The organism is Hyphomonas polymorpha PS728 (assembly GCF_000685315.1).
GTDB lineage: Bacteria > Pseudomonadota > Alphaproteobacteria > Caulobacterales > Hyphomonadaceae > Hyphomonas > Hyphomonas polymorpha.
Genome location: NZ_ARYM01000004.1, coordinates 215,938 through 238,182, shown reverse-complemented (window position 1 = coordinate 238,182; position 22,245 = coordinate 215,938). Strand labels below are relative to the sequence as shown.

Sequence of the window (22,245 nt, the reverse complement as noted above, 5' to 3'; positions counted from 1 at the left end):
ATTCAGTTGTCCTTCACTGAGGGACGGGGGTCGAGCCGGGGCATCCCTTGAAGGTCTTTGACGCCTTCTTGCCCGGACTTAACGCCCGCCCGGAGTTGATACCCTCAGGGCGATGTGAGGATACATAGGCCCGGCGGGTCTTTGTTTCCAGCGCTTTCTACGGGGAAACCTGGGCGCTGGATTACGGAAATCTTGGCTTTCCCAGCGGAAGGTGATACGCACCGGCCCATGTCGAGCGCCGCGTTTGCATATTCTTGCTGCCGTCCCTGTTGCTGCTGAGGCCGCAACGGGCCATAGGGCTGCCCGGAACATCCAGCCCGCGAGCTGCTCCCCCGACATACCCGATCCAAGAGATACGATGACCCTTCGCATTTACGATACTGCCGCGCGCAAGAAACGCGTCTTCGAGCCCCAGGACCCGAAGCGGATCACGATGTATGTCTGCGGCCCGACCGTTTATAACTACGCCCATATCGGCAATGCCCGCCCGCCGGTCGTGTTCGATGTGCTGCGCCGGGTGCTGATGGCGAAATATGGCGAGCGCGCGGTCGTTTATGCGCGCAATATCACCGATATCGAAGACAAGATCATCGCCGCCAGCCTGGCCTCAGGCGAGCCGATTGCGGCGATCACGAAGAAATATGCTGCCATCTACAATGCAGACGTGCAGGCCCTGAACATCATCCCGCCCAGCATCGAGCCATGGGCTACCGGCCATGTGCCGGAGATGATCGAGATGATCGAAAAGCTGGTGCGCAAGAAATACGCCTATGTCGGCGAAACGGGCGTCTGGTTCTCTGTGCCCTCAATGCCCGATTATGGCCGCCTGTCTGGCCGCAAACCCGAGGATAACGAAGCCGGCGCCCGTGTGGCAGTGGACGAGGACAAGCGCGATCCGGCGGATTTCGCACTCTGGAAATTTGCCAAGTCCGGAGAGCCGGAAGACGCGATCTGGGATAGCCCCTGGGGCCGTGGCCGCCCCGGCTGGCACATCGAATGCTCGGCCATGGCCGCCAAGCATCTTGGCCGCACGATCGACATTCATGGCGGCGGCGTGGACCTGACCTTCCCCCACCATGAGAACGAGATCGCCCAGTCCGAATGCGCCCATGGCGAGGAACTGGCGCGCTACTGGATGCATAACGGCTTCCTCGACATGGGCGGTGAGAAGATGTCGAAATCGCTCGGCAACATCGTCACCGTGCATGACCTGCTGAAAAGCTGGCCGGGCGAAGTGCTGCGCTTTGCGCTGCTGACGGCGCATTACCGCGCCCAGCTCGACTGGACCGAAGACCTCCTGAAACAGGCCAAGACCACGCTCGACCGGATTTACGGCGCCCTTCGCCGTGTCTGGGAGGCGGAAGGCGGCGAAGCGCGCGATATCGGCGTCCTACGGGCGCTGGAGGATGATCTCGGCACGCCGGACGCGCTGGCCGAACTTTCCCGCCTGGCAACGGAAGCCAATACGGCGGCCGACATCAAGGATGCCACCGGCATCGCCAATGCACGGGCAAACCTGCTGGCGGCTGGAAAACTGCTTGGTCTGCTCACCAAAACACCCAAGGAATGGGAGCAGGGCGGCGATACGGACGAGAATGCCCGCATCGATGCTCTGGTGCAGGCCCGTATAGATGCCCGCGCGGCCAAGGATTGGGCCGAGGCGGACCGTATCCGCAAGGCGCTGGCGGAAGAGGGGATCGAGATCATGGATGGTCCGGCAGGCAGCACATGGCGGCGCATCTGATCCGCCGCCGCTTTCTTGCATTTGTCGCGGCAGGTCTCTTTTCGGCCTGCCTCACCCCCCTTCAAGCCTCGGCCGAGACTGCCGTGCCTGCCGCCGAAGCGGTGACCCGGCTTTTCCTGGTGCGCCATGGGGAGAAAGAGACCGGCTCTGATCCGGCGCTGTCGCCCGCCGGCGCCCTGCGGGCCGCGGCGCTGGTGGAACGCCTTTCGGCTGAAGGCGTTACCGAAATATGGTCGACCGCAACACGCCGCACACAGGAAACCGCTGCGCCGCTTGCGGGGGCCTTGGGCTTGCCGGTGCAGACCTATGACGCCGCTGAATTGCCTGCTTTTGGCAATAAGCTTGCCGCAACGCCGGGGGTGAAGCTGGTGGTGGGGCATTCCAACACGACCGACGCCCTGGCCGCCCTGATCGGCGCCGATCCCGGCCCGCCGATTGATGATGCGGCCGAGTTTGACCGGCTTTACGTCATCACGATTACCGGTGGCTATCAGGTCACCTCGCGGATCGAACGTTATGGCGCCCCGGCATCTGGCGCAGAAACGCCCCTGCCATGAACCGCAACGGCACGGATATTCCCGTCACCAACTTGCGCACCATGATGCGCTCTCTCGTCCTCAATACGGAGGGCGACGAGGTGACCGTTCACGAACTCCTCGTGGCGATCGGCCGGCGGGCCCATGGCCCGGTTTTCCTGCTGCTGGGTTTCATTGCGGTCAGCCCGCTGACCATCATTCCGGGCGCCAATTGGTTCATCGCCACCGTCATCCTGGCCTTTGCCCTGCAGATCGTGTTCGGCCTGCGCCATCCCTGGCTGCCCAAGGGCGTTACCGAGATCAAGTTCAAGCGGGACCATCTCGTCCAGGGTGTCGCCGCCGGGGAGCGGTATGCCCACATGGTCGATGCGCTGGTAAAGCCGCGCCTCACCTTCCTGACAGAGCCGCCTTTCCTCCAGATCGTCGCGGTGATCTGTGTGCTGGCGGCGCTCCTCACCTATCCGCTCGGTCTTGTTCCCCTCGGGCCGCTGTTGCCCAGCCTGACGGTGCTGCTCTTTGGCCTCGCGCTGACGGCGCGGGACGGCTTCGTGCTGCTGCTGGCGGGGGCGGCCTTCGCCGGGGCCATCCTGCTGGTGGTGAACCTCGCCCCCCGGCTGATGGCGCTCTGGCCCTTCTGAACGCCGGGCGGACGCGCAGGCGGCAAAGCCTCTCCAATCGTTAAGTTGACCCTAGGGCATGGGGCGGGCATCGACCCCTCATGGCCTTTGGCCTCATTTCTCCACCTCTCGACTTCCGGCCTGCCGGCAAGTGTCTCCACAGACTCGCCCGGCAGGCCTTTTTTCTCGCCTCTTGCCGGTGAAGTCCCGCCGGGCCATCTAGTCAGTCATGAGCGAGCTTTATCACAACCGTATCCTCGAACTCGCCGCCGGCATCCCGAATGTGGACCAGCTTGCAGGCGCTGAGGGGGAAGCGCTGAAAGTCTCGCGCGTCTGCGGCTCCACCGTGCATGTAGCGCTGACGTTGGATGCGGCGGGGGAGGTGGTGACCGCCATCGCCGTTGATCCCAGGGCCTGCGCGCTGGGGCAGGCGTCCACGTCGATCCTTTCGGCCAATGCGGTTGGGGCAACGGTCAGCGAAATCCGCGCCGCCCTCGAAGCTCTGCGCGCCATGCTGAAGGAAGGCGGCCCGCCGCCGGAAGCCCGCTTCTGGGAACTGCGCCATCTGGAACCCGTGGCCGACTATCCCCCGCGCCACGCTTCCACGCTGCTCGCCTTCGAGGCCGCAGTGGCCGCCATAGACCAGGCGCTTGCGGCGCGGGCGGCTGTGTGATGACCCTGCGGCGGCGCACGGCCTATGTGCTTCTCGCCATCTATAAGCATGGCCCGAGCCAGGCGCTGCAGCTTTTCGGCGCGCGGTGCCAGCACCACCCCACCTGCAGCGAATATGGCGCGGAATGTGTTGCCCGGCATGGCTGGTGGGCCGGGGGATGGATGGCGCTTGCCCGCTTCATTCGCTGCCGGCCTGGCGGTAGCCATGGTATCGACCCGCCCCCGGAAACAAAACCCACCGTACCGTTCTGGCAGCCCTGGCGCTATGGCGACTGGAAGTCTGGCCTCAGAGATGGCACGCCGGGCCTGGTTGAAACCCCGCCCGAGGCGTGACATATGAGCGGCATGAACGCAGGTTTCTTTCTCACCGGGCTCACCCCGCGAACTCGTCAGGGTGCATGACGCACTTCTGAAGGCGCGCCCGCGTGCCCGTTCATGCACCCGCACAAGATGACCCCGTCCCGGCGACCCTGAAAACGGGGTAGGCAGCCCGGTAAAGCCGCGTTAATCACGGCGCGCCAGAAGCCTTAGCCGGATTCCCAGATTTTCCTGCGGGGACATGCCGTTCCGCAGCCCGCCAAAGAAACCAAAGACCCATGATCCAAGTCACGCTGCCCGATGGCTCCAAACGCGAATACCAGGACGGCGCTTCGCCGCTGGACGTTGCCGAGTCGATCTCCAAATCCCTCGCCAAGAAGGCTCTCGCCGCCAAGGTCGACGGCCAGATGTGGGATCTCGTCCGTCCGCTTGAAGGTGATGCCTGTGTCGCCATCATCACGGACCGCGATCCCGAAGGCCTCGAACTGATCCGCCATGACGCAGCCCACGTGCTCGCCCAGGCGGTTCAGGAACTCTACCCCGATGCCCAGGTGACGATCGGCCCCGTCATCGATGACGGCTTCTATTACGACTTCGCCCGCAAGGAGCCTTTCTCCACGGACGAGTTCGAAAAGATCGAAGCGAAGATGCGCGAGATCGTCGATGCCGATTACCCGATCATCCGCGAAGTCTGGGACAAGGACGCCGCCATCGCCGAATTCAAGCGCATTGGCGAAGACTACAAGGCCCAGATCATCGACGACATCATCCCGCCGGGTGAAGCCATCACGGTGTATAAACAGGGCAACTGGTTTGACCTCTGCCGTGGCCCACATCTTCCGTCCACGGGCAAACTACCCAAGGCGTTCAAGCTGATGAAACTGGCCGGCGCCTATTGGCGCGGCGACCATCGCAATGAAATGCTCCAGCGGATGTACGGCACGGCCTGGGCGAGCGAGAAAGACCTCAAGGAACATCTCCACCGCCTGGAAGAAGCCGAAAAGCGCGACCACCGGAAACTCGGCGCGCAGCTCGACCTCTTCCATCTGGATGGCATGGCGGCGGCTGGCTCTGTCTTCTGGCATCCCAATGGATTCCAAGTCTGGCGTCAGATTGAGGCTTATATGCGCCGGCGTCTGGACGCGTCGGGCTATGAGGAAATCAAGACGCCGCAGCTGATGGATTCCGTCCAGTGGGAAAAATCCGGCCATTGGGGCAAGTATCGCGAGAACATGTTCATCGTGCCGGACTTCATTCCGGAAGGCGAAGAGGGCGTGGAAATCTCCGTGCCGGAAGACGCAAAGCTGATGGCGCTGAAGCCGATGAACTGCCCGGCACATGTCGAGGTGTTCAAATCCGGCCAGAAATCCTATCGCGACCTGCCGCTGCGCCTGGCCGAATTCGGCTGTTGCCACCGCAACGAGCCGCACGGCGCCATTCACGGCATCATGCGCGTGCGCCAGTTCACGCAGGACGACGCCCACATCTTCTGCCGTGAAGACCAGATCGTCGAGGAATCCATCCAGTTCTGCCGCCTGCTGGAAAGCGTCTACCGCGATTTCGGCTTCGAGAAGATCGCAGTGAAGCTGTCTACGCGCCCCGACGTGCGCGCCGGTGATGATGCGACATGGGACCGGGCCGAGGCTGGCCTCCAGGCGGCGGTTGATGCCGCCGGTCTGCCCTGCGAATTGCTGCCGGGGGAGGGCGCTTTCTACGGGCCCAAGCTCGAATTCCAGCTGACGGATGCCATCGGCCGGGTCTGGCAGTGCGGCACGCTCCAGCTTGATTATGTTCTGCCTGAACGTCTGGGGGCGGAATATATTGCCTCTGACGGCTCCAAGCAGCGTCCCGTGATGCTGCACCGCGCGATCCTCGGTTCGATGGAGCGGTTCATCGGTATCCTGATCGAAGAATTCGCCGGGGCCTTCCCGATCTGGCTCGCGCCGGTGCAGGTCGTCGTCGCGGCGATCTCCGATGACGCCGCCGGCAGCTATGCCGAAGAGGTGGCTGCCGAGCTGCGCAAGGCAGGGCTCCGGGCAGAGGTCGACCGGCGCAATGAAACGATCAACTACAAGGTCCGGGAACATTCTCTGCAGAAGGTTCCGGTCATTGCGGTTGTCGGCGCGCGGGAAGCGGAAGAGCGCAAGGTGGCGCTGCGCCGTCTGGGTTCGAACGGTCAGCAGATCCTCTCGCTGGAAGAAGCGCTCGTTTCGCTGGCAGATGAGGCGCTCCCGCCCGATCTGAAGCGCGCTCCCAGTTAAGGGGCGGTGACAACTCCGTTCTCAACGGCCAGAGTGAGCAGAATGGCTTACGGACCTGTCTTTGCCGGACTGCTTCTGCTCTGGCCGCTTCTGGCCGTGCTGGGCACGCTGGGTTTTGCTCCGCTTCTCGGGCTGACCGGCATTGCCGCGCTGATCCTTGCCCGGCCGCGTATGCCGCCCACCCTCTATGCAGGCTTCGCGATTGCCTTCATCGGCTGGGCGGCCATCAGCGAAGTCTGGTCGCCTGCCACAAGCCGGCTGGTCAGCGGCAATCTGTTTGAAGGCACATTCGCCATTGGCGCGCGCAGCCTGATCATTGTTCTCACCGCCAGCTTTGCGATGTTGACCATTGCCGGGGCCATGCGGTCCCAGCTTGGGCCCCGCACACGCAAGTGGATTTATGGCGTCCTGGCGGCGCAGGGGGCGCTGGTATTCCTCTCGGCCCTGGTTGCCGGCCCGGTCCTGCAGATGCTCTATGGCGACAATCCTCAGGATGTCGTCAACGGCGTCCAGAATATCGGCCGCAACATTAACCTCTTCACTGTGGTTCTACCCATCCTGGCCGCAGCGCTCGGCGCGCGGGGCGACCGGGCCGGCTTGCTCGGCGCCTCGGGCCTGGTGCTGCTGACGGTTTTTGCCGCTCTGATGACGGACAATCATGCCGCCGTCTTTGCCGTCTGCGGCATGATCGGCGCGTTCCTGCTGATCCGGCTGCTGCCTGAAACCGGCTATCGCTGGCTGTTCGGTGTCATTGCCGGCCACATTGCGGCGGCCCCCTTCATGGTCAGCCAGTTCATCCGGCTGATGACGGGGCTCGACAGCCTTCTGCCGGCATCCTTCCGGTCTCGTTTCTGGTCCTGGGAAGTGGTGATGAACCGCATCGGGGAGGCGCCTTATACGGGCCACGGCCTGATGGCCACACGGACATGGCGCGAGACCTATGCCGACTATCCGGCTTGGGCGGCGCAGTTGCCGGAGTTCTGGCAAGACTTTCCCGTCGTGCCGGGGCATCCGCATAACATGCCGCTGCAGATCTGGGCCGAGACCGGCTTTGTGGGGGCCATGCTGGCGGCTTTTGCCATCACGGTGATCGGCTTCCGCCTGCCGCGCCCGTCGCAGCTGCGCCCGGAAATCAGCTTCGCCATTGCCGGCATGGCGGGCGCCGCCTTCAGCATCTTCAACTTCTCCTACAGCGTATGGAACGAAGCGTTCTGGTCGGGGCTCGCCCTGGCGGTGGCCATGCTCATCCTGCTCAACCGAAGCAGCAAGGCAGCCGAATGAGTGGCCGCGCGCAGACTGCTGCCCTGGTCGTGACCTATCACACCGGCCCACGGCTCATCGAATGCCTCTATGCGCTCAAAGCCGATCCGGAGATTTCCGAAATCGTCATCGCGGACAATGGTAACCCGCCCGAAGTGCAGGCCTGGCTGGAAGGCTTCATCACCGGCTGCGCAGGGCAGGCCAAACTTCTGCGGCTGGACAATCCAGGCTTCGGCGCAGCGGTCAATCGCGCCGCCCGGGAGACAGCAGCCGAGCGCCTGCTGGTGATCAACCCGGATTGCGTAATCCGGCGCGGCTCGGCCGGCCAGCTGGCAGCGGCGCTGGAAGGGGCTGCGGCGCCGGCGATTGTGGGCGGCCGCATCTTCGGCATAGACGGGCGGGAACAGCGCGGCGCCCGGCGCAATACGCTGACGCTGATGGCCGCGCTCGGCCTCTCCCGCTGGACGCTTGAGAATGAACCCCCACCCTCCGGGCCGGTGGCTGTCGGCGCCATCTCCGGCGCCTTCTTCCTGATGCGGCGGGCCGATTTCGAGCAGCTCGGCGGTTTCGACGAGGGGTATTTCCTGCATGTGGAGGACGTGGATCTCTGCCGCCGGGCCACCGAGGCCGGGGGGAGCGTGATCTACCAGCCTGCCGCCGGCGCGCTGCATTACACCTCCACCTCCGATGTGCCCTCAGCCTTCGTGCAGGCCCAGAAGGCCCGCAGCCTGGCCCGCTATTTCCGGAAGTTCGCCAAAGGCCCGCTTGAGCGGGGTATGGTGGAACTCGCCGTTCCCTTCATCGGGCTGGCCCTGCGGCTGCGCAGCTGACCTTCGCTGCAAAGAAAAAACCCCGGCCAGAGGCCGGGGTTTTTCACGCTACACATCGCGTAGACGCAGAAAGCCTTACACGAAGCCTTTGAACTTGTCCTTGAAGCGCGAAACGCGGCCGCCGCGGTCCAGGGACTTGCCCTCGCCGCCGGTCCAGGCCGGGTGCACTTTCGGGTCGATGTCGAGCACCATGCGGTCACCCTCTTTGCCCCAGGTGGAGCGGGTCTGATACTCGGTGCCATCGGTCATCACCACGGTGATGAAATGATAGTCGGGATGCCCTTCTTTCTTCATGGCCTGGGCCTCTCTCTCATAAAGCGGTTCGGAACGGGGTTGACGCACCGGGGTGCGCTGGCATGTCTCAGCCGGAATTCGAAGTGGGCCGTATAAGGGAAAGGCCTCGCCCCCGCAAGGGGCGCTGACAGGGATTCGGCAACAGCCGGGCCCAACAGGGAGAAATGCCGCGCCTATGGCCGATTCCAGCGCCGATATCGTGGACGACCGCCGCACAACCCTGCCCGAAGGCGGGGAGGCGATCGGCCGCCCGCGCGGGCGCAGCCTGAAGCCGCTGGCGCTCCTCTGGCCCTATGCCCGGCGGCACTGGATCACGGTCACCGTGGCGCTGGTCTTCCTGGTGGCCGCCGCCATGCTCAGCCTGGCGATCCCCATGCTGCTCGGCCGGGCGGCCGATGCCGGCCAGCGGGCCGGGCAGGATCCCGCCCTGCTGAAGGCGCTGATCGACCAGGCTTTCCTCTGGGTGTTCGCCGCTGCGGTGGGCTCCGGCATCCTCGGCGCAATCCGCTTCTACTTTGTTTCCCGCTTTGGCGAACGGATCGCCGCCGACCTGCGCCGGGACATCTACGCCCATCTGCTGAAGCTCTCGCCCGCCTATCACGCCAGAATGCGCTCAGGCGAGGCGGTTTCGCGGCTCACGGCGGATATCACCTTGCTGGAGACATTCCTCGGCTCCTCCGCCTCGCTGGCGGCGCGCACGCTGATGACGACGACCGGCGCGCTGGCGCTGATGCTGGCGGTGAACTGGAAACTCGGCCTGACGCTTCTGGCGATGCTGCCGGTGGCGATCCTGCCGGTGATGATCATCGGGCGGACGATCCGGAAGATGTCCAACCGGGCCCAGTCGCGCCTCGCTGATGCGGGCGCGGAAGCAGCCGAAACGCTCGACTCCATCGAACTTGTCCAGGCCTATGGCCGCGAGGCGGGCCAGCTTTCGGTCTTCGAGCGCGCGGTGGAGGCAACCTTTGCCGCCGCGATGCGGCGCACGGGCGCGCGGGCGATCATGATCGTGCTGGTCTCGGTGCTGCTGTTTGGCGGCTTCACCGGCGTTCTGTGGCTGGGCGCGCGGGCGGTGGCCAGCGGCGAGATGAGCTTTGGCGACCTCGCGACCATGGTGCTTTATGCCGCCTATGCCGGATCGGGCTTCGGCATGTTGGCGGAAGTTTACGGCGAAGTGATGCGCGCGGCGGGCGCAGCAGACCGGGCGGCCGAAGTGCTGCGCGCGGTGCCGGAGATTTCCGCGCCCGCCCATCCCAAACCGCTGCCGGCGAAAGGGCCGGGCGCGCTCAGCTTTGACAAGGTATCGTTCCATTATGGAGAGGAGACTGTCTCTGCGCTGAAGGATTTCTCGCTGGATGTGAAGCCGGGCGAGTTCGTCGCGCTGGTGGGGCCGAGCGGGGCGGGGAAAACAACCGTATTCCGGCTGGCGCTGCGCCTGTTTGATCCGCAGGCGGGGCAAATCCGCCTCGACGGGGTTTCCTCCACAGAGGCGGAGCCCCGCGACTGGCGCCGGTGTTTTGCCTATGCGCCGCAGGAAGCGGCCCTGTTTACCGGATCGGCCGCCGACAATATCCGCTTTGGCGACGAAGCTGCCGATGACGCGATCCTGGAACAGGCCGCGCGGATGGCCGAGGCGATGGGCTTCCTCAGCAAGAAAGAGGGCCTCGCCACCGAACTTGGCCAGAAGGGGCGCAGCCTTTCGGGTGGTCAGCGCCAGCGGATTGCGCTGGCCCGCGCGCTGGTGCGCAATGCGCCGGTGCTGCTGCTGGACGAGGCAACCTCGGCGCTGGATTCCGAAAGCGAAGCGGCCGTGCGCCGGGCCATCGAGAACGCCGCCGAAGGGCGCACGACCCTCGTGATCGCCCACCGCCTGTCCACCGTTCGCCGGGCCGACCGTATCCTGGTGATGGAACATGGCCGGATCGTGGAAGAGGGCACCCATGACAGCCTTGTGGCGCAGGGCGGCCTTTATGCCCGGCTGGCCGAGCTTCAGTTCACGGAGCGCTGAAGGCTCAGGCCTTGGTAATCGAATTGCCACCATCGACCAGCATGGCACTGCCCGTGATGAAGCGTGCCTCGTCAGAGGCAAGGAAGAGAGCAGCGTTGGCGATCTCATCTGGCTCTGCCACACGTTTGAGCGCATGGAGCGCAGCGATCTGGGCCTCTGCGCCGTCCACCATCATGCCTGTGCGGGTGCCGCCGGGCAGCAGGGCATTGGCGCGGATACCTTCCGGGCCAAGCTCTACCGCTAGCACCTGGACTAGACCGATCAGCCCCGCCTTACTGGCGGCATAGGCAGCCATGCCTGGCAGCCCGATCGTGTGGCCGACAAAGCTGGAGGTGAAAATCATTGATCCGGCGCCGGTTTTCCGCATGGCCGGGATCTGACTCTGTGCGGCATGAAAGGCGCTGGTGAGGTTCACTTCCATTACATCGTGCCAATCAACTTCGGTCAGATCACAGATCAATCCGCCGGTTCCCAATGTGCCGGCATTATTGAAGGCAATATCAAGGCGTCCCGTGATTTCCAGCGCGAGGCCGGTGAGCGCCTCGACATGGCTGCGGGCGGCGATGTTGCCCGCCAGGAAATGTGCCTTGCCGCCTGCGGCACGGATATTCTCCGTCAGTTCCCTGAGCGCATTTTCCCGCCGCCCCGACAGGATGACATGGGCGCCTTCACGGGCAAAGCGGGCGGCAGCGGCCTTGCCTATTCCGGAACTTGCGCCCGTGATGATTGCTGTCTTCCCCGCTAGCCGCATAACCAATCTCCCGGTTTCCAGTGCCGGAGCGATCTATCAGGACCAGAGAGCGTGCCCACCCGTTTCTTGCGGGCACCGCCTTCAGCCGAGCATCTTCTTCCGGTCGCGTTTCAGGGCGCCGTCGAGAGAGAAGGAGAAGGCAAGCGAGAGGATCAGCGGCACCCAGATCGGCAGATTGCCGAGGCCGGGCGTTTCCAGCGCCGCCGCCAGATGATCATCCACACACCACCATAAAAGCCAGAGCCACATCGGGGCCTCCTTTGCATTGAAGGGAGAGTTTAGTCCGAGTGGGCAGGGAGGGCTATGGGGGTGTTTGGAAGGGCAGAACGGCTTGCGTTCCCCCGTCACCCTCGATGCGAGGGTGACGGAACTGAGGAGGAGGAGGCATATCCTGCGGGTCGGAGGGTGGGTACCTTCGGATTACTCCGCCGCTTGCATCGCCGGTTTTGCCTGCGCGGCCTTTGACGGAATGTGGAACTGCATGACGCCGTCCTCGATGGGCAGCTCCCGGAGGTTTTTGCGGTCCACGAAATAGTTCTGGTTGAGTTTCCAGGGCGCTTCTGTGTGCTGGCGGGGGAACTGGTCCATCACGCGCTGGAAATAGCCCGAGGAGAAGTCCACGAAGGGCTCTGTCTCGTTCGGGAAGGCGGCGAGATACGGCATGGCGGAGGTCGCGCCTTTCTCATCCATCAGGTTGATCAGGCGGCTGACATATTCGCTGGTGAGGTCTGCCTTCAGCGTCCAGGAGGCGTTGGTGTAGCCGAAGGTGACGGCCAGGTTTGGCACGTTCGACAGCATCACGCCCTTATAGTTGAGCAGCCGGCCCGGATCGACCTTGGCTCCGTCCATAGACACCTCGACGCCGTTCATGAAGACGAGGTTGAGGCCGGTGGCGGTGACGATGATGTCGGCTTCCAGCGCCTTGCCGGATTTCAGCAGGATGCCTTTTTCCGTGAAGTGCTCGATATGGTCGGTCTCGATGCTGGCCTTGCCGGACTTCAGCGATTTGAACAGGTCTGAATCCGGCACCAGGCAGAGGCGTTGTTCCCAAGGATTGTAGGCCGGGTTGAAATGCTTATCGACATCATAGTCCGGCCCCAGCTCCTCGCGCACCATTTTCAGGAGGCGCTCGCGGGCCGCGGCCGGGTCTGACCGGGTCTTGCGGAAGAAGAATTGCTGGAAGGCAACATTCCGCCAGCGGATCAGATTATAGGCCCATTGATCAGGCAGGATCTTGCGCAGGAAATTGGCAAGGCCGTCAACCGCCGGGCGCGAGACCACATAGGTGGGCGAGCGCTGCAGCATGGTGACATGGCCGGCCTTGCTGGCCATCGAGGGCACCAGCGTCATGGCGGTGGCGCCAGAGCCGATGACGACGACCTTCTTGCCCGAATAGTCGAGGTCTTCGGGCCAGTGCTGAGGGTGGATGATCTGTCCCCGGAAGGCCGCCTCACCCGGAAATTCCGGCCGGTAGCCCTGATCGTAGCGGTAATAGCCCCCGCACATGAACAGGAAACGGCAGGTGGTTTTCTCCTGCGCGCCGGTTTTCACATTCTCGCTGGTAACCGTCCAGGCCTGATCGGCGCTCGACCAGTTGGCGGCGACGATCTTGGTGTCAAACCGGATATTCTGGCGGATGCCGTATTCGTCGGCCGTGTCGTTGACGTATTTGCGGATGGAGGGGCCATCGGCGATGGCCTTGGCATCTGTCCAGGGTTTGAAATTATAGCCCAGCGTGTGCATGTCCGAATCCGAGCGGATGCCGGGATAGCGGAAAAGATCCCAGGTGCCGCCGATGGCGTCGCGCGCCTCATAGATGCGGTAGCGCTTGCCGGGGCTGCGCTTGGTGAGATGTACGGCAGCGCCAATGCCTGAGAGGCCGGCGCCAATGATGAGAACGTCTGTGTCGAGCTGGGTCATGGCGCGCATGATTACGCGAATTCTCACGAAATGAAATACATGACGTTGGCGTCAGGTTTTTTCCGCGTTCATTTTGGGTTCCCATGCCGGCTGCGCATGTTATGGTTGTGGAACTTCAATCAAGTGTAGGAAGATCAGCGATGAAACACAAATTGTTAACCGTCGTTCTTGGGGCTGCCCTGCTGATGGGGACGGCGCAGGCTCAGTCTGCTTTGGAAGCGACCAAGGAGACCAAGCCCTCGCCTGAAACGCCAGCCGCGCCGGACGATCAGGTCGTTGCTGACCAGTCTGCAGTGGAAGGCGAAGAGCCTGCTGCCACTACTAGCTCTGCGGCAACCAAGAGCGAAACACCGGAAAAGCCGGAAAGACCTGCCAAGGAAGGCAAGGCGTCCGACAAGGGCAGCGGTTCCACCCAATTCTGATTTAAGTCTGATCAGACCTTCGCGGCCTTGCCGAAGGAGCCGGCATGGCGCAGCTGTTCCATCACGCTGGGCACGATGTCTTCATTGCCGGCGAGGATGTTGCCGGTTTTCATGACGTCGGCGCCTTCGATTTCCTCGATGATGCCACCTGCCTCGCGCACCAGGACGATGCCTGCGGCGATGTCCCAGGGCTTCAGACCGCGTTCCCAGAAGGCATCAAACCGGCCGGCGGCGACCCAGGCGAGGTCCAGCGCGGCCGATCCATAGCGGCGGATGCCGGCGGTGGCGGGCGTCATCGCGGCCATCTCGCGGGCGAAGGTGATGTGGCTTTCCTCGCTCTTGCCCATCCATGGCGTGCCGGTGGCGACGACCGCTTCGCCGAGCTTCTTGCGGGCAGCCACGCGCAGCTTGCGCTGTTCCAGCCAGCAGCCACGGCCCACTTCGGCCCAGAAAATCTCATTCTTGGCGACATCGAACACGACGCCCGCAAATGGCCGCCCATCGCGCTCCAGTCCGATGGAGACGGCGTAATGGGGCTGGCCATGCATGAAGTTCAGCGTGCCATCCAGGGGATCGACGATGAAGCGGTTGGACTTGTCGGTGCCTTCGACGATGCCGCGCTCTTCCATCAGGAAGCCATAGCCGGGGCGGGCCTTGGTGAGGCTGTTATAGATGATCTCTTCGGCGCGCATGTCGGCGCTGGTAACGAAGTCTGCCGGGCCTTTGCGGGAGACCTGCAGGTTTTCCACCTCGCCGAAATCGCGGGCCAGGCTGCGGCCTGCGGCGAGGGCAGCGGCGATCATCACAGTGCCAACGGGGGAGGGTTTCGACATGGGATCGTCTCGTCTGGGCGCATTTCTGGCGGGAAGCGGGGGCGTAAGCCTTTGATCGCTCAGGGTCAAGGCGCCGGAGTGTTAATGGCTATACCGGCTTTTAAGGTGGTTGCCGTAAGCGTCAACTCCCGGCACTCTGGCCTTCCATGAGCAAAGGAGGGCTGAAGCCATGGTCAATCAATTCCTGTCATTCGACAAGCTGATCGGCACCAAGCTGATCACCATTCTCTACTATCTGGGGCTGATCGGTATCGCGCTCGGGCTGATCGCCGGAGTTCTCTCCGGGCTTGGCACCATGGTCAGCTTCAGCTTCTTTGGCGGGATCGGGATGGTTATCGGCTCGATCATCGGGGCGGCTCTCGGGCTGCTGTTCTGGCGGTTCATGTGCGAGCTTTACATGCTGCTGTTCCGCATGGCCGATGACCTGCGGGACATCAAGACCGCCAAGGGCGTCCCGCCGGTAGTGCCCCCGGCCGCCTGATCAGGGCGCCAGTTCGTCGAAGATCGCGTTGAAGGCCCTGACCGCTGCGGCAGGGCCTTCTTCATGGTTCCAGACTCCGCTGGAAACGGCCAGGAAGTCTGCCCCGGCGGTGACCAGCGGGGCGGCGTTGGCAACAGTAATGCCGCCGATGGCGACGCAGGGGACCAGCATGGCGGCCTGCCAGACTTCCAGAAGCTCCAGCTCGGCAGGCACTGTGCCTTCCTTGGTGGCGGTGGGGTAGAAAGCGCCGAAGGCGACATAATCGGCGCCGTCTTCCCCCGCCTGCATGGCGCGGTGATAGGAGTTCTTGGCGGTGGCGCCGATGATGGCATCGGGCCCCAGCAGCTTGCGGGCGGTTTTCACCGGCATGTCATCCCAGCCGACATGTACCCCGTCTGCGCCCAGTTCCTGGGCCAGCTCGGCAGAATCGTTGATCAGCACGGCTACGCCCGCCTCCTGGGCCATGGCGATGACGGCGCGGCCAACGTTGCGCGTGGCCTGCATATCTATCATGCCATCCTGGCCCTTGAGGCGCAGCTGCAGGGAGGCCACATCCCCGGCGCGGAGGGCGTCCTCCAGTGATTTTCCGAAGGCCTGCACGTCGCCGATCTGCGGCGGCGTGATCAGATAGAGACGTGTGCGGGCGCGGGGTGGGGCTTTGTCAGACATGGCAGCAGCCTCTGGCGCCCCGGCCGGGGGAAGTCAACGGAAGGCGTAGAGCTCCCGCAGCAATGTCTATAAGTTCCAAATTGGAACTGTTATTCTCGGGACAACGACGCGTCATGACCAAGAAACTGCCTGTTCGCCTTTTCCAGCCCCTCTTCGGCCTGTTCATGGCCTTCTTCATGAGCTTCCTGATGTCGGGCGCCATCACGGCGATCAATGTCGGCCTGCCGCCGGACTTCTTCAGCCGCTGGATGCATTCCTGGGGCCTCGCCTTCATGCTGGCCTATCCGGCGATCCTGATCGTGGCGCCGCTGGCCCGCCGCCTGACGCTGAAGCTGGTTCAATCCCCCTTTGCGCCCGCCGCCCCGGTGGCCGGCACCAAGGGCTGACACCGCGCGGGAAGGGGGGCTTTACCCCTTCTTCAGCACACGTTTCGTGCTGGCGGGATTTTTCGCCAGCGCCGCGCCCCGGCGCATCGGCCGGGGCTCCAGATCGCCCCGGCAATTGGGGCAGACCCCATCAAGCTCACCATCGGCGCACTCGTCGCAGAAGGTGCATTCAAACGAACAGATGAAGGCGCCGGGTTCATCCGGGGGCAGATCGCGGTCGCAGCACTCGCAGTTGGGGCGCATTTCCAGCATGGGTCAGTTGGCGCCTTCTTCTCTGGCGGCATTCAGCAGCAGCTGTTCATAGGCTTCCGGCGACCAGTCGCGGCCGAGGAAATCATGCACCAGCTGAGCGGCAGGTTTGGACGATCCTGGCGCGAGCACCAGATCCCGGTAACGCGCCGCAGTTGCCTCATCCCGCAGGCCGTTCTGCTCGAACACCGAGAAAAGGTCTGTCGAGATCGCAAGCGACCATTGATAAGTGTAGTAGATCGCCGAATAGCCATCGAAATGGCCAATGCTGGCATAGGGATGGATATCGGGAACCTGCTCGAACAGGCTCAGCCGGTCGGAATGGCCTTTCATCACACCAAGAAGATCAACCTCGCCGGGCGGCAGATTGTAATAATCCAGAGATGTATTGGCGATGATCAGCTGGCGGAGCGTATTGACGCCTTTGCCGAAATTGCGCGCCGCATTCATCTTGGCTACGAGCTCGGGCGGGATGGTGTTGCCGTCCGCATCGACGGCGAATTTCGCCAGCGTATCATAATCCCAGACCCAGTTTTCCAGCATCTGGGAGGGGGCTTCGATGAAGTCCCATTCCACCGTGCCCATGTTCAGGCTGGCATAATCGGGTTGGGCGGAGAACATCGAGTGGAGAAGGTGGCCGAATTCATGCAGGAAGGTTTCAACCTGGATATGCTCCATCAGCCCGGTTGAATGATCCCCGGCAGGAAAGTTGCAGACGAGGGCAGCGACGGGCACGCCTTCGCTTGTCGGGCCAAGACGGATGGGGAAGGCGGCGGCGTGTTTGAACTTGCCTTCGCGCGGATGCATGTCGAGGAAGAACCGGCCCATCAGCGCGCCGTCCTTGTACATCTCGTGCGCCGTGACGCTTTCATGCCAGACAGGGGCACCGTCCCAGTCGCGCACTTCGACGCCGAAAAGATCTTCCACCAGAGAGAAGATCCCTGTACGGACATTATTGTAGGCGAAATACTTGCGTACTTCCTGAGAGTTCAGATCATAGTCCGATTGGCGGATCTGTTCGGCCAGATAGGCGCGGCTCCAGTCTCCGATGGTGGTGGCTGCCGGCTCGCTTTCCCGCTTCTTGGCAAGAAGGCGGGCAAACTCGATCTGCGACGCATTGCGGGCGGCCGCTTCCACCTCGTTCAGGAAGGTGTGCACGGTTTCCGGCGAGCCGGACATCTTGTCTTCCGTGATATAGGCCGCATAGTTCGGATAGCCGAGCAGGTTGGCCAGCTCATAGCGCTTTTCCAGAAGACCGCGCAGCGGGGCGACATTTTCCGGATAGGCCCGCAGGCCACTTGCCCGGGCAAGATCCTTCTTCATCGCGTCATTCGGTGAATAGGTGAAGACCGGCTGGGTATCTGGATAGTCGGTCGTGATGGTGACCAGGCCGTCTTCGCCCGGCGCATGGGCCTCGATATAATCCTGAGGCATGCCGGCAAGCGCTTCAGGCGTCACCTTGACCGAGCCCTGGATTTCCCGAAGGTTGCGGTTGAACTCCGTACTGATGCCGGCAAGCTCGGCATTCAGGGCACGGATCTTGTCACGCGTTGCTTCGTCCCGGTCGACACCGGCGCGGCGATAGTCCCGCAGAGTGCGCTGAAGCAGCCAGGCGGAGCGCTCATCCAGCGCGGCGGCGTCAATCGCGGACAACCGGTCAAACACCGGGCGCGAAAGGGAAACCTGGGTGGTGATGTCCATCGCTTTCTGCTGGCAGTCTTCGCCGGCGGTGCGGATTTCCGGGTCCGGATTGGTTTCTGCCAGCAGGCCCGCCTCGCCATAGCCGACCGAATAGATGAGATTGGACAGCGTATCGAAATCCTGCAGGTCAGCGAGGCTGGGCGCTGCAGTGCGGGTTTCCAGATCGGCCAGGATACGCTCGCTGAGGCCGAGACCGCCTGTGCAACGGGCGGCAAATTCGGCCGCCGAGGCCGGATTGGTTTCAATATCCGCCATCATCGCCTGTGCCAGCTGGCGCAGGGCGGGTTCTTCGGCGGCAGATACCAGGCGGGTTTCCGGGGCGGCGGCCTGCGTTGTGCAGGCGCCCGCGAGCAGGATGGCCGTCATCGCGGCGGAGGCAAGCAGGGTGGATCTGGGTTTCATGGCGTTTCCCCTTGGCGCGGATTTGCGGGCGTCTTGCCCGCGCGCGGCATGGGAAAAGTATGGCCCGTCTTTGGGGGCGAAGTCCAGATTTGCGTTTATCAGCAGCTAGCGGGCGGTAAGATCCTGCCCCGGCACGGCTCAGAAATCGAACAGATCGCTCAGGAAGCTTTCGCGTCTGTTGCGTTTGCCTTTCCGGTATTTCCAGTCGTCATCATCATCGCGGTCGCGGAAGCGGTCCTCGTCGCGGTAATGTTCCGGCGGGTGGGCTTCGGGATGGGGCGCAGAAGGGGCGGGGATGACGGTGGCGGCCCGGTCAATGATCTTGTCGAGTTCGCCCCGGTCCAGCCAGACGCCCCGGCATTTGGGGCAATAGTCGATCTCGACGCCGGACCGCTCGGCGATCACCAGGGTTTCACCATCGACAGGGCATTTCATCGGGCCGGCTCCTTGAGGGTATGAAAAAGGCGCAGCGGCGGATGCGCTGCGCCTTCTGAAATGGGGTGACTTGCCCGGCCCTCAAGAGGGCAGGCCGGTCAATTCACTCAGCCGGCCTTGGAGGCTTCGCAGATGCAGTCGATCGTGTCGCCGAGCACGGCATCGAAATCGCTGTCTGCCTGCTGGGCGGAGAGGCCCTCGGTCAGCGCGCGCGAGAAGGAGGCGATGATGCCCGTGTTTGCGGCCAGCTTGTTGTTGGCTTCCTCACGGCTGTAGCCGCCCGACAGGGCAACGACGCGCATGACGCGCGGATGGTCGACCAGCGGCTTGTAGAGGTTTGCCTTCGTCGGCAGCGACAGTTTCAGCATCACCTGCTTGTCATGGCCCAGTGCGTCGAGCTGTTTCAGGATTTCGGCCAGCAGGATTTCCTCGGCTTCGGCTTTGTCGGCGATGGTGATGGTCACTTCCGGCTCGATGATCGGCATCAGGCCATGGCCGAGGATCTGGCGGCCAACATCAAACTGCTGGGCAACGACGGCGGCGATGCCTTCGGCATTGGCGGCGTTGATGACCGAGCGCATCTTGGTGCCGAAAATGCCCTTGGCGACGGCGCGCTCAAGCAGGGTGTCCAGCTCCGGCATCGGCTTCATCAGCTGCACGCCGTCTTTCTCGTCGGCCAGGCCCTTGTCCACCTTCAGGAAGGGAACAACCTGACGCTTCGTCCAGAGATATTCTGCGGTCGGAATGCCGTCGATCTCGCCGTCCATGGTGCGCTCGAACAGGATGGCGCCGACAACCTTCTCACCGGTGAAGGCAGGCGACTTGATGATCCGGGCACGCATCTGGTGGATGAGGGCGTACATTTCCTCATCATTGCTGTAAGCGCTTTCCTGAATGCCATAGAGGCGCAGGGCTTTCGGGGTCGAGCCGCCCGACTGATCGAGCGCTGCGATAAAGCCAGGCTTTTCGGCGACCTGTTTTGCCATTTGTGCGTTCATCATGATGTTCTGTCCCGGTAGGTTCGTTCGTTGGTGGCTAACTGACTTGGATTCTTGTCCGCTTTGTGGCGCCCCTTGCAAGAACGGCGCCGCGCAGCAGCAGAGCGGGGCTATTTGAGCAGGGCGGTGACGCCCGGCAGCTCCTTGCCTTCCATCCATTCCAGGAATGCTCCGCCTGCGGTGGAAACAAAGGTGAAATCGCCCGCGACCCCGGCATGGTTGAGCGCGGCGACCGTATCCCCACCACCGGCGACAGCGACGAGTGTGCCGGACTTGGCGAGGGTTGCAGCAGCCTCGGCGAGTTTCACGGTGGCGGTGTCAAACGGGGTCAGCTCGAAGGCGCCGAGCGGGCCGTTCCAGATCACGGTCTTGGCGCGGGAGAGGGCGTCGGTCAGGTAGCGGATGGTTTCGGCGCCTGCGTCCAGCACCATTTCGTCCGCAGCAATATCGTTCAGGCCGCAGGTGCGGTTTTCAGCATTCGCCTTGAATTCCTTTGCCACGACGACATCGCGCGGCAGCAGGATTTCGCAGCCTGAAGCCTTCGCGGCGGACTGGATCTCGCGGACGGTTCCGGCCAGGTCATGCTCGCAGAGCGACTTGCCGACATTCACGCCATCTGCGGCGAGGAAGGTATTGGCCATGCCCCCGCCAATGGCGAGCATGTCGACCTTGGAAACGAGGTTCTTCAGAAGGTCGATCTTGGAGGAGACCTTCGCCCCGCCGACAATCGCCATCACCGGGCGCACGGGCGCGCCAAGCGCCTTGTCGAGCGCGTCGAGTTCAGCCTCCATCGTCATGCCGGCATAGGCGGGCAGGAGGTCAGCCAGCACAGCGGTCGAGACATGGCGGCGGTGAGCGGCGGAGAAAGCGTCGTTGACGTAGATGTCGCCCAGGGCGGCGATTTCCTTCGCCAGCTCTGCGTCGCCCTTTTCCTCGCCTTTGTGGAAGCGGGTATTCTCCAGGAGGATCACGCCGGCAGGCGGAAGATCGGCAATTGCTTGCTTCACATGCTCGCCCTTGCAATCTGCAATGAAGCTGACATTGGCGCCGAGCACCTTGGCGAAGGCGCCGGCGATGGGCGCCAGGCTCATCTCGGCAACACGTTCGCCCTTCGGCCGGCCGAAATGGGCGAGCAGGGCAACCTTGGCGCCTGCCGTGCGCAGCGACTGAACGGTGTCAATGGCGGCCCGAAGGCGCGTATCGTCCGTGACCAGACCATTTTCCATCGGCACGTTGAAGTCCACGCGTACCAGCGCGACCTTGCCGGTGAGGTTTCCTGCATCGGGAATGCGTTTGAACGAGGGCATGGAGTGTCTCCGATCACCCCCGCCCGGGGGCGGGGGCTCGTGAAGGGTTACATGCCGCCGTTCGCCCCCGCCTTCGCAGGAGGGGCGAGCGGCGGGGAAGGCGTTCAGATAAGCTTCGCCATTGCGATGGCGGTGTCGGCCATGCGGGTCGAGAAGCCCCACTCATTGTCATACCAGGTCATGATCGAGACGAAGTTGCCGTCCATCACCTTGGTCTGATCAAGATGGAAGATCGAGGAGCGGTCGTCATGGATAAAGTCCGACGACACGTTCGGCACGTCCGTATAGCCGAGGATGCCCTTCAGCGGGCCGGAGTCTGCCGCTGCCTTGATGGCGGCGTTAATCTCTTCGGGCGTGGTGGCCTTCTTGGCGACGAATTTCAGGTCAACCACCGAGACGTTCGGCGTGGGCACGCGCACCGAGATGCCGTCGAGCTTGCCTTTCAGTTCCGGCAGCACCAGGCCGACAGCCTTGGCAGCGCCGGTCGAGGTCGGGATCATCGACAGAGATGCTGCGCGGGCCCGGTAGAGGTCCTTGTGCATCTGGTCGAGCGAAGGCTGGTCGTTCGTGTACGAATGGATCGTCGTCATCATGCCTTTTTCGATGCCGACGGCCTTGTGCAGGACCTGGGCGACCGGCGCGAGGCAGTTGGTGGTGCACGATGCGTTGGAGACGACGGTGAATTCTTTCTTCAGCTTGTCATGGTTGACGCCGTAGACAACCGTGAGGTCTGCGCCGTCAGCCGGGGCCGAAACCAGCACGCGCTTGGCGCCGGCGGCGAGGTGCGCGGAGGCCTTGTCTTTGGAGGTGAAGATGCCGGTGCATTCCATCGCGATATCGACGTCGAGTTCGCGGTGGGGCAGATCCTTCGGATCACGGATGGCCGTCACGAGGATCGGCTTGCCGTTGATGACAATCTTGTCACCATCGACCTTCACATCGGCCGGGAAACGGCCATGGACCGAATCGAAGCGGAGCAGGTGGGCATTGGTTTCGACAGGTCCGAGATCGTTGATGGCCACCACTTCGATATCGGTGCGTCCATGCTCGATGATCGACCGAAGAACCAGTCGGCCGATGCGGCCGAATCCGTTGATGGCTACACGAACGGTCATCTTTATTTCTCCTCTTGGGCGAGCAAATTCACAGGC

Annotated in this window: 24 protein-coding genes; 12 read left to right on the top strand and 12 right to left on the bottom strand. The window is 63.2% G+C overall.

From position 1 onward, the window contains the following. The first annotated feature begins 358 nt into the window (after positions 1-358). The 8 genes from cysS to HPO_RS05170 all read left to right on the top strand — a co-directional run bounded on the left by cysS (position 359) and on the right by HPO_RS05170 (position 8,238). Positions 359-1,744 carry a cysteine--tRNA ligase gene (cysS, locus tag HPO_RS05205; RefSeq protein ID WP_035595300.1) on the top strand — a complete coding sequence of 462 codons (1,386 nt, stop codon included), beginning with the start codon at positions 359-361 and terminating at the stop codon, positions 1,742-1,744. Next, complete coding sequence (locus tag HPO_RS05200; protein WP_051612311.1) at positions 1,729-2,301, top strand: histidine phosphatase family protein; 573 nt, start codon at positions 1,729-1,731, stop codon at positions 2,299-2,301. The genes cysS and HPO_RS05200 overlap by 16 nt, the downstream gene beginning before the upstream one ends. Then, positions 2,298-2,918, top strand: a complete 621-nt coding sequence (locus HPO_RS05195) for an exopolysaccharide biosynthesis protein (RefSeq protein ID WP_035595299.1) — start codon at positions 2,298-2,300, stop codon at positions 2,916-2,918. The genes HPO_RS05200 and HPO_RS05195 overlap by 4 nt, the downstream gene beginning before the upstream one ends. A gap of 208 nt (positions 2,919-3,126) precedes the next feature. Then, complete coding sequence (locus tag HPO_RS05190) at positions 3,127-3,570, top strand: iron-sulfur cluster assembly scaffold protein (protein WP_035595297.1); 444 nt, start codon at positions 3,127-3,129, stop codon at positions 3,568-3,570. Then, entirely contained in the window at positions 3,570-3,902 is a 333-nt protein-coding gene (gene yidD, locus HPO_RS05185) for a membrane protein insertion efficiency factor YidD (RefSeq protein WP_035595295.1), read from the top strand. Before HPO_RS05190 ends, yidD begins: the two co-directional genes overlap by 1 nt. A gap of 263 nt (positions 3,903-4,165) precedes the next feature. Next, the gene (thrS, locus tag HPO_RS05180; protein WP_035595293.1) at positions 4,166-6,148 is read left to right on the top strand and encodes a threonine--tRNA ligase; all 1,983 of its coding nucleotides are present in this window, start codon (positions 4,166-4,168) and stop codon (positions 6,146-6,148) included. A 42-nt stretch (positions 6,149-6,190) separates the two neighbouring features. Then, complete coding sequence (locus tag HPO_RS05175) at positions 6,191-7,429, top strand: O-antigen ligase family protein (RefSeq protein WP_035595291.1); 1,239 nt, start codon at positions 6,191-6,193, stop codon at positions 7,427-7,429. Beyond that, complete coding sequence (locus tag HPO_RS05170) at positions 7,426-8,238, top strand: glycosyltransferase family 2 protein (RefSeq protein ID WP_051612310.1); 813 nt, start codon at positions 7,426-7,428, stop codon at positions 8,236-8,238. Before HPO_RS05175 ends, HPO_RS05170 begins: the two co-directional genes overlap by 4 nt. A 75-nt stretch (positions 8,239-8,313) precedes the next feature. On the opposite strand, the gene rpmE is transcribed toward HPO_RS05170, so the two are convergent. Beyond that, positions 8,314-8,532 carry a 50S ribosomal protein L31 gene (gene rpmE / locus HPO_RS05165; protein WP_011648164.1) on the bottom strand — a complete coding sequence of 73 codons (219 nt, stop codon included), beginning with the start codon at positions 8,530-8,532 and terminating at the stop codon, positions 8,314-8,316. Positions 8,533-8,707: 175 nt separating this feature from the next. Here rpmE and HPO_RS05160 point away from each other — a divergent pair, with 175 nt between their 5' ends. Further along, complete coding sequence (locus tag HPO_RS05160; protein ID WP_051612309.1) at positions 8,708-10,540, top strand: ABC transporter transmembrane domain-containing protein; 1,833 nt, start codon at positions 8,708-8,710, stop codon at positions 10,538-10,540. A 4-nt stretch (positions 10,541-10,544) separates the two neighbouring features. Here HPO_RS05160 and HPO_RS05155 read toward each other — a convergent pair whose 3' ends face one another. From HPO_RS05155 to HPO_RS05150, 3 genes are all read right to left on the bottom strand, one after another. Next, the gene (locus tag HPO_RS05155; RefSeq protein WP_035595289.1) at positions 10,545-11,291 is read right to left on the bottom strand and encodes an SDR family oxidoreductase; all 747 of its coding nucleotides are present in this window, start codon (positions 11,289-11,291) and stop codon (positions 10,545-10,547) included. A gap of 81 nt (positions 11,292-11,372) precedes the next feature. Further along, positions 11,373-11,540 (bottom strand): hypothetical protein, encoded by a 168-nt coding sequence (locus tag HPO_RS20805; RefSeq protein ID WP_199285902.1) that lies wholly within the window; start codon positions 11,538-11,540, stop codon positions 11,373-11,375. Between the two features lie 171 nt (positions 11,541-11,711). Next, on the bottom strand, positions 11,712-13,211 hold the full coding sequence (locus HPO_RS05150) for a flavin-containing monooxygenase (RefSeq protein WP_035595494.1): 1,500 nt from the start codon (positions 13,209-13,211) through the stop codon (positions 11,712-11,714). 140 nt (positions 13,212-13,351) lie between these two features. Here HPO_RS05150 and HPO_RS05145 point away from each other — a divergent pair, with 140 nt between their 5' ends. Further along, entirely contained in the window at positions 13,352-13,633 is a 282-nt protein-coding gene (locus HPO_RS05145; protein ID WP_035595287.1) for a hypothetical protein, read from the top strand. Positions 13,634-13,644: 11 nt separating this feature from the next. Here the strand turns inward: HPO_RS05145 and HPO_RS05140 are convergent, their stop codons facing one another. Next, entirely contained in the window at positions 13,645-14,466 is an 822-nt protein-coding gene (locus HPO_RS05140) for an inositol monophosphatase family protein (RefSeq protein ID WP_035595285.1), read from the bottom strand. A 169-nt stretch (positions 14,467-14,635) separates the two neighbouring features. Here HPO_RS05140 and HPO_RS05135 point away from each other — a divergent pair, with 169 nt between their 5' ends. After that, positions 14,636-14,947, top strand: coding sequence for a DUF4282 domain-containing protein (locus HPO_RS05135; protein WP_035595282.1), 312 nt, complete (start codon positions 14,636-14,638; stop codon positions 14,945-14,947). On the opposite strand, the gene thiE is transcribed toward HPO_RS05135, so the two are convergent. Beyond that, on the bottom strand, positions 14,948-15,616 hold the full coding sequence (gene thiE / locus HPO_RS05130; protein WP_035595280.1) for a thiamine phosphate synthase: 669 nt from the start codon (positions 15,614-15,616) through the stop codon (positions 14,948-14,950). 113 nt (positions 15,617-15,729) lie between these two features. Here thiE and HPO_RS05125 point away from each other — a divergent pair, with 113 nt between their 5' ends. Then, positions 15,730-16,002, top strand: coding sequence for a DUF2798 domain-containing protein (locus HPO_RS05125; RefSeq protein WP_051612308.1), 273 nt, complete (start codon positions 15,730-15,732; stop codon positions 16,000-16,002). 21 nt (positions 16,003-16,023) lie between these two features. Here the strand turns inward: HPO_RS05125 and HPO_RS05120 are convergent, their stop codons facing one another. From HPO_RS05120 to gap, 6 genes are all read right to left on the bottom strand, one after another. After that, positions 16,024-16,254, bottom strand: a complete 231-nt coding sequence (locus HPO_RS05120) for a DUF1272 domain-containing protein (RefSeq protein ID WP_035595279.1) — start codon at positions 16,252-16,254, stop codon at positions 16,024-16,026. Positions 16,255-16,257: 3 nt separating this feature from the next. Then, positions 16,258-18,354, bottom strand: a complete 2,097-nt coding sequence (locus HPO_RS05115) for a M3 family metallopeptidase (RefSeq protein ID WP_051612307.1) — start codon at positions 18,352-18,354, stop codon at positions 16,258-16,260. 138 nt (positions 18,355-18,492) lie between these two features. After that, on the bottom strand, positions 18,493-18,789 hold the full coding sequence (locus HPO_RS05110; protein ID WP_035595277.1) for a TFIIB-type zinc ribbon-containing protein: 297 nt from the start codon (positions 18,787-18,789) through the stop codon (positions 18,493-18,495). A gap of 107 nt (positions 18,790-18,896) precedes the next feature. Beyond that, the gene (locus HPO_RS05105; protein WP_035595275.1) at positions 18,897-19,790 is read right to left on the bottom strand and encodes a fructose bisphosphate aldolase; all 894 of its coding nucleotides are present in this window, start codon (positions 19,788-19,790) and stop codon (positions 18,897-18,899) included. A gap of 107 nt (positions 19,791-19,897) precedes the next feature. Then, a complete protein-coding gene (locus tag HPO_RS05100) occupies positions 19,898-21,094 on the bottom strand; it encodes a phosphoglycerate kinase (protein WP_035595273.1) in 1,197 nt (398 codons plus the stop codon). A gap of 104 nt (positions 21,095-21,198) precedes the next feature. Beyond that, positions 21,199-22,209 carry a type I glyceraldehyde-3-phosphate dehydrogenase gene (gap, locus tag HPO_RS05095; RefSeq protein WP_035595271.1) on the bottom strand — a complete coding sequence of 337 codons (1,011 nt, stop codon included), beginning with the start codon at positions 22,207-22,209 and terminating at the stop codon, positions 21,199-21,201. Positions 22,210-22,245: the final 36 nt, after the last annotated feature.

What these genes read in the sequence shown, in the direction of transcription:
- HPO_RS05190 (WP_035595297.1), top strand. Translation starts at nt 3,127, where the DNA reads ATGAGCGAGCTTTATCACAACCGTATCCTCGAACTCGCCGCCGGCATC.
- HPO_RS05175 (WP_035595291.1), top strand. Translation starts at nt 6,191, where the DNA reads ATGGCTTACGGACCTGTCTTTGCCGGACTGCTTCTGCTCTGGCCGCTT.
- HPO_RS05135 (WP_035595282.1), top strand. Translation starts at nt 14,636, where the DNA reads ATGGTCAATCAATTCCTGTCATTCGACAAGCTGATCGGCACCAAGCTG.
- thrS (WP_035595293.1), top strand. Translation starts at nt 4,166, where the DNA reads ATGATCCAAGTCACGCTGCCCGATGGCTCCAAACGCGAATACCAGGAC.
- HPO_RS05120 (WP_035595279.1), bottom strand. Translation starts at nt 16,254, where the DNA reads ATGCTGGAAATGCGCCCCAACTGCGAGTGCTGCGACCGCGATCTGCCC.
- HPO_RS05110 (WP_035595277.1), bottom strand. Translation starts at nt 18,789, where the DNA reads ATGAAATGCCCTGTCGATGGTGAAACCCTGGTGATCGCCGAGCGGTCC.
- HPO_RS05200 (WP_051612311.1), top strand. Translation starts at nt 1,729, where the DNA reads ATGGCGGCGCATCTGATCCGCCGCCGCTTTCTTGCATTTGTCGCGGCA.
- HPO_RS05155 (WP_035595289.1), bottom strand. Translation starts at nt 11,291, where the DNA reads ATGCGGCTAGCGGGGAAGACAGCAATCATCACGGGCGCAAGTTCCGGA.
- thiE (WP_035595280.1), bottom strand. Translation starts at nt 15,616, where the DNA reads ATGTCTGACAAAGCCCCACCCCGCGCCCGCACACGTCTCTATCTGATC.
- HPO_RS05160 (WP_051612309.1), top strand. Translation starts at nt 8,708, where the DNA reads ATGGCCGATTCCAGCGCCGATATCGTGGACGACCGCCGCACAACCCTG.
- HPO_RS05140 (WP_035595285.1), bottom strand. Translation starts at nt 14,466, where the DNA reads ATGTCGAAACCCTCCCCCGTTGGCACTGTGATGATCGCCGCTGCCCTC.
- HPO_RS05170 (WP_051612310.1), top strand. Translation starts at nt 7,426, where the DNA reads ATGAGTGGCCGCGCGCAGACTGCTGCCCTGGTCGTGACCTATCACACC.
- HPO_RS20805 (WP_199285902.1), bottom strand. Translation starts at nt 11,540, where the DNA reads ATGTGGCTCTGGCTTTTATGGTGGTGTGTGGATGATCATCTGGCGGCG.
- rpmE (WP_011648164.1), bottom strand. Translation starts at nt 8,532, where the DNA reads ATGAAGAAAGAAGGGCATCCCGACTATCATTTCATCACCGTGGTGATG.
- yidD (WP_035595295.1), top strand. Translation starts at nt 3,570, where the DNA reads ATGACCCTGCGGCGGCGCACGGCCTATGTGCTTCTCGCCATCTATAAG.
- HPO_RS05145 (WP_035595287.1), top strand. Translation starts at nt 13,352, where the DNA reads ATGAAACACAAATTGTTAACCGTCGTTCTTGGGGCTGCCCTGCTGATG.
- HPO_RS05150 (WP_035595494.1), bottom strand. Translation starts at nt 13,211, where the DNA reads ATGACCCAGCTCGACACAGACGTTCTCATCATTGGCGCCGGCCTCTCA.
- gap (WP_035595271.1), bottom strand. Translation starts at nt 22,209, where the DNA reads ATGACCGTTCGTGTAGCCATCAACGGATTCGGCCGCATCGGCCGACTG.
- HPO_RS05125 (WP_051612308.1), top strand. Translation starts at nt 15,730, where the DNA reads ATGACCAAGAAACTGCCTGTTCGCCTTTTCCAGCCCCTCTTCGGCCTG.
- cysS (WP_035595300.1), top strand. Translation starts at nt 359, where the DNA reads ATGACCCTTCGCATTTACGATACTGCCGCGCGCAAGAAACGCGTCTTC.
- HPO_RS05105 (WP_035595275.1), bottom strand. Translation starts at nt 19,790, where the DNA reads ATGATGAACGCACAAATGGCAAAACAGGTCGCCGAAAAGCCTGGCTTT.
- HPO_RS05100 (WP_035595273.1), bottom strand. Translation starts at nt 21,094, where the DNA reads ATGCCCTCGTTCAAACGCATTCCCGATGCAGGAAACCTCACCGGCAAG.
- HPO_RS05115 (WP_051612307.1), bottom strand. Translation starts at nt 18,354, where the DNA reads ATGAAACCCAGATCCACCCTGCTTGCCTCCGCCGCGATGACGGCCATC.
- HPO_RS05195 (WP_035595299.1), top strand. Translation starts at nt 2,298, where the DNA reads ATGAACCGCAACGGCACGGATATTCCCGTCACCAACTTGCGCACCATG.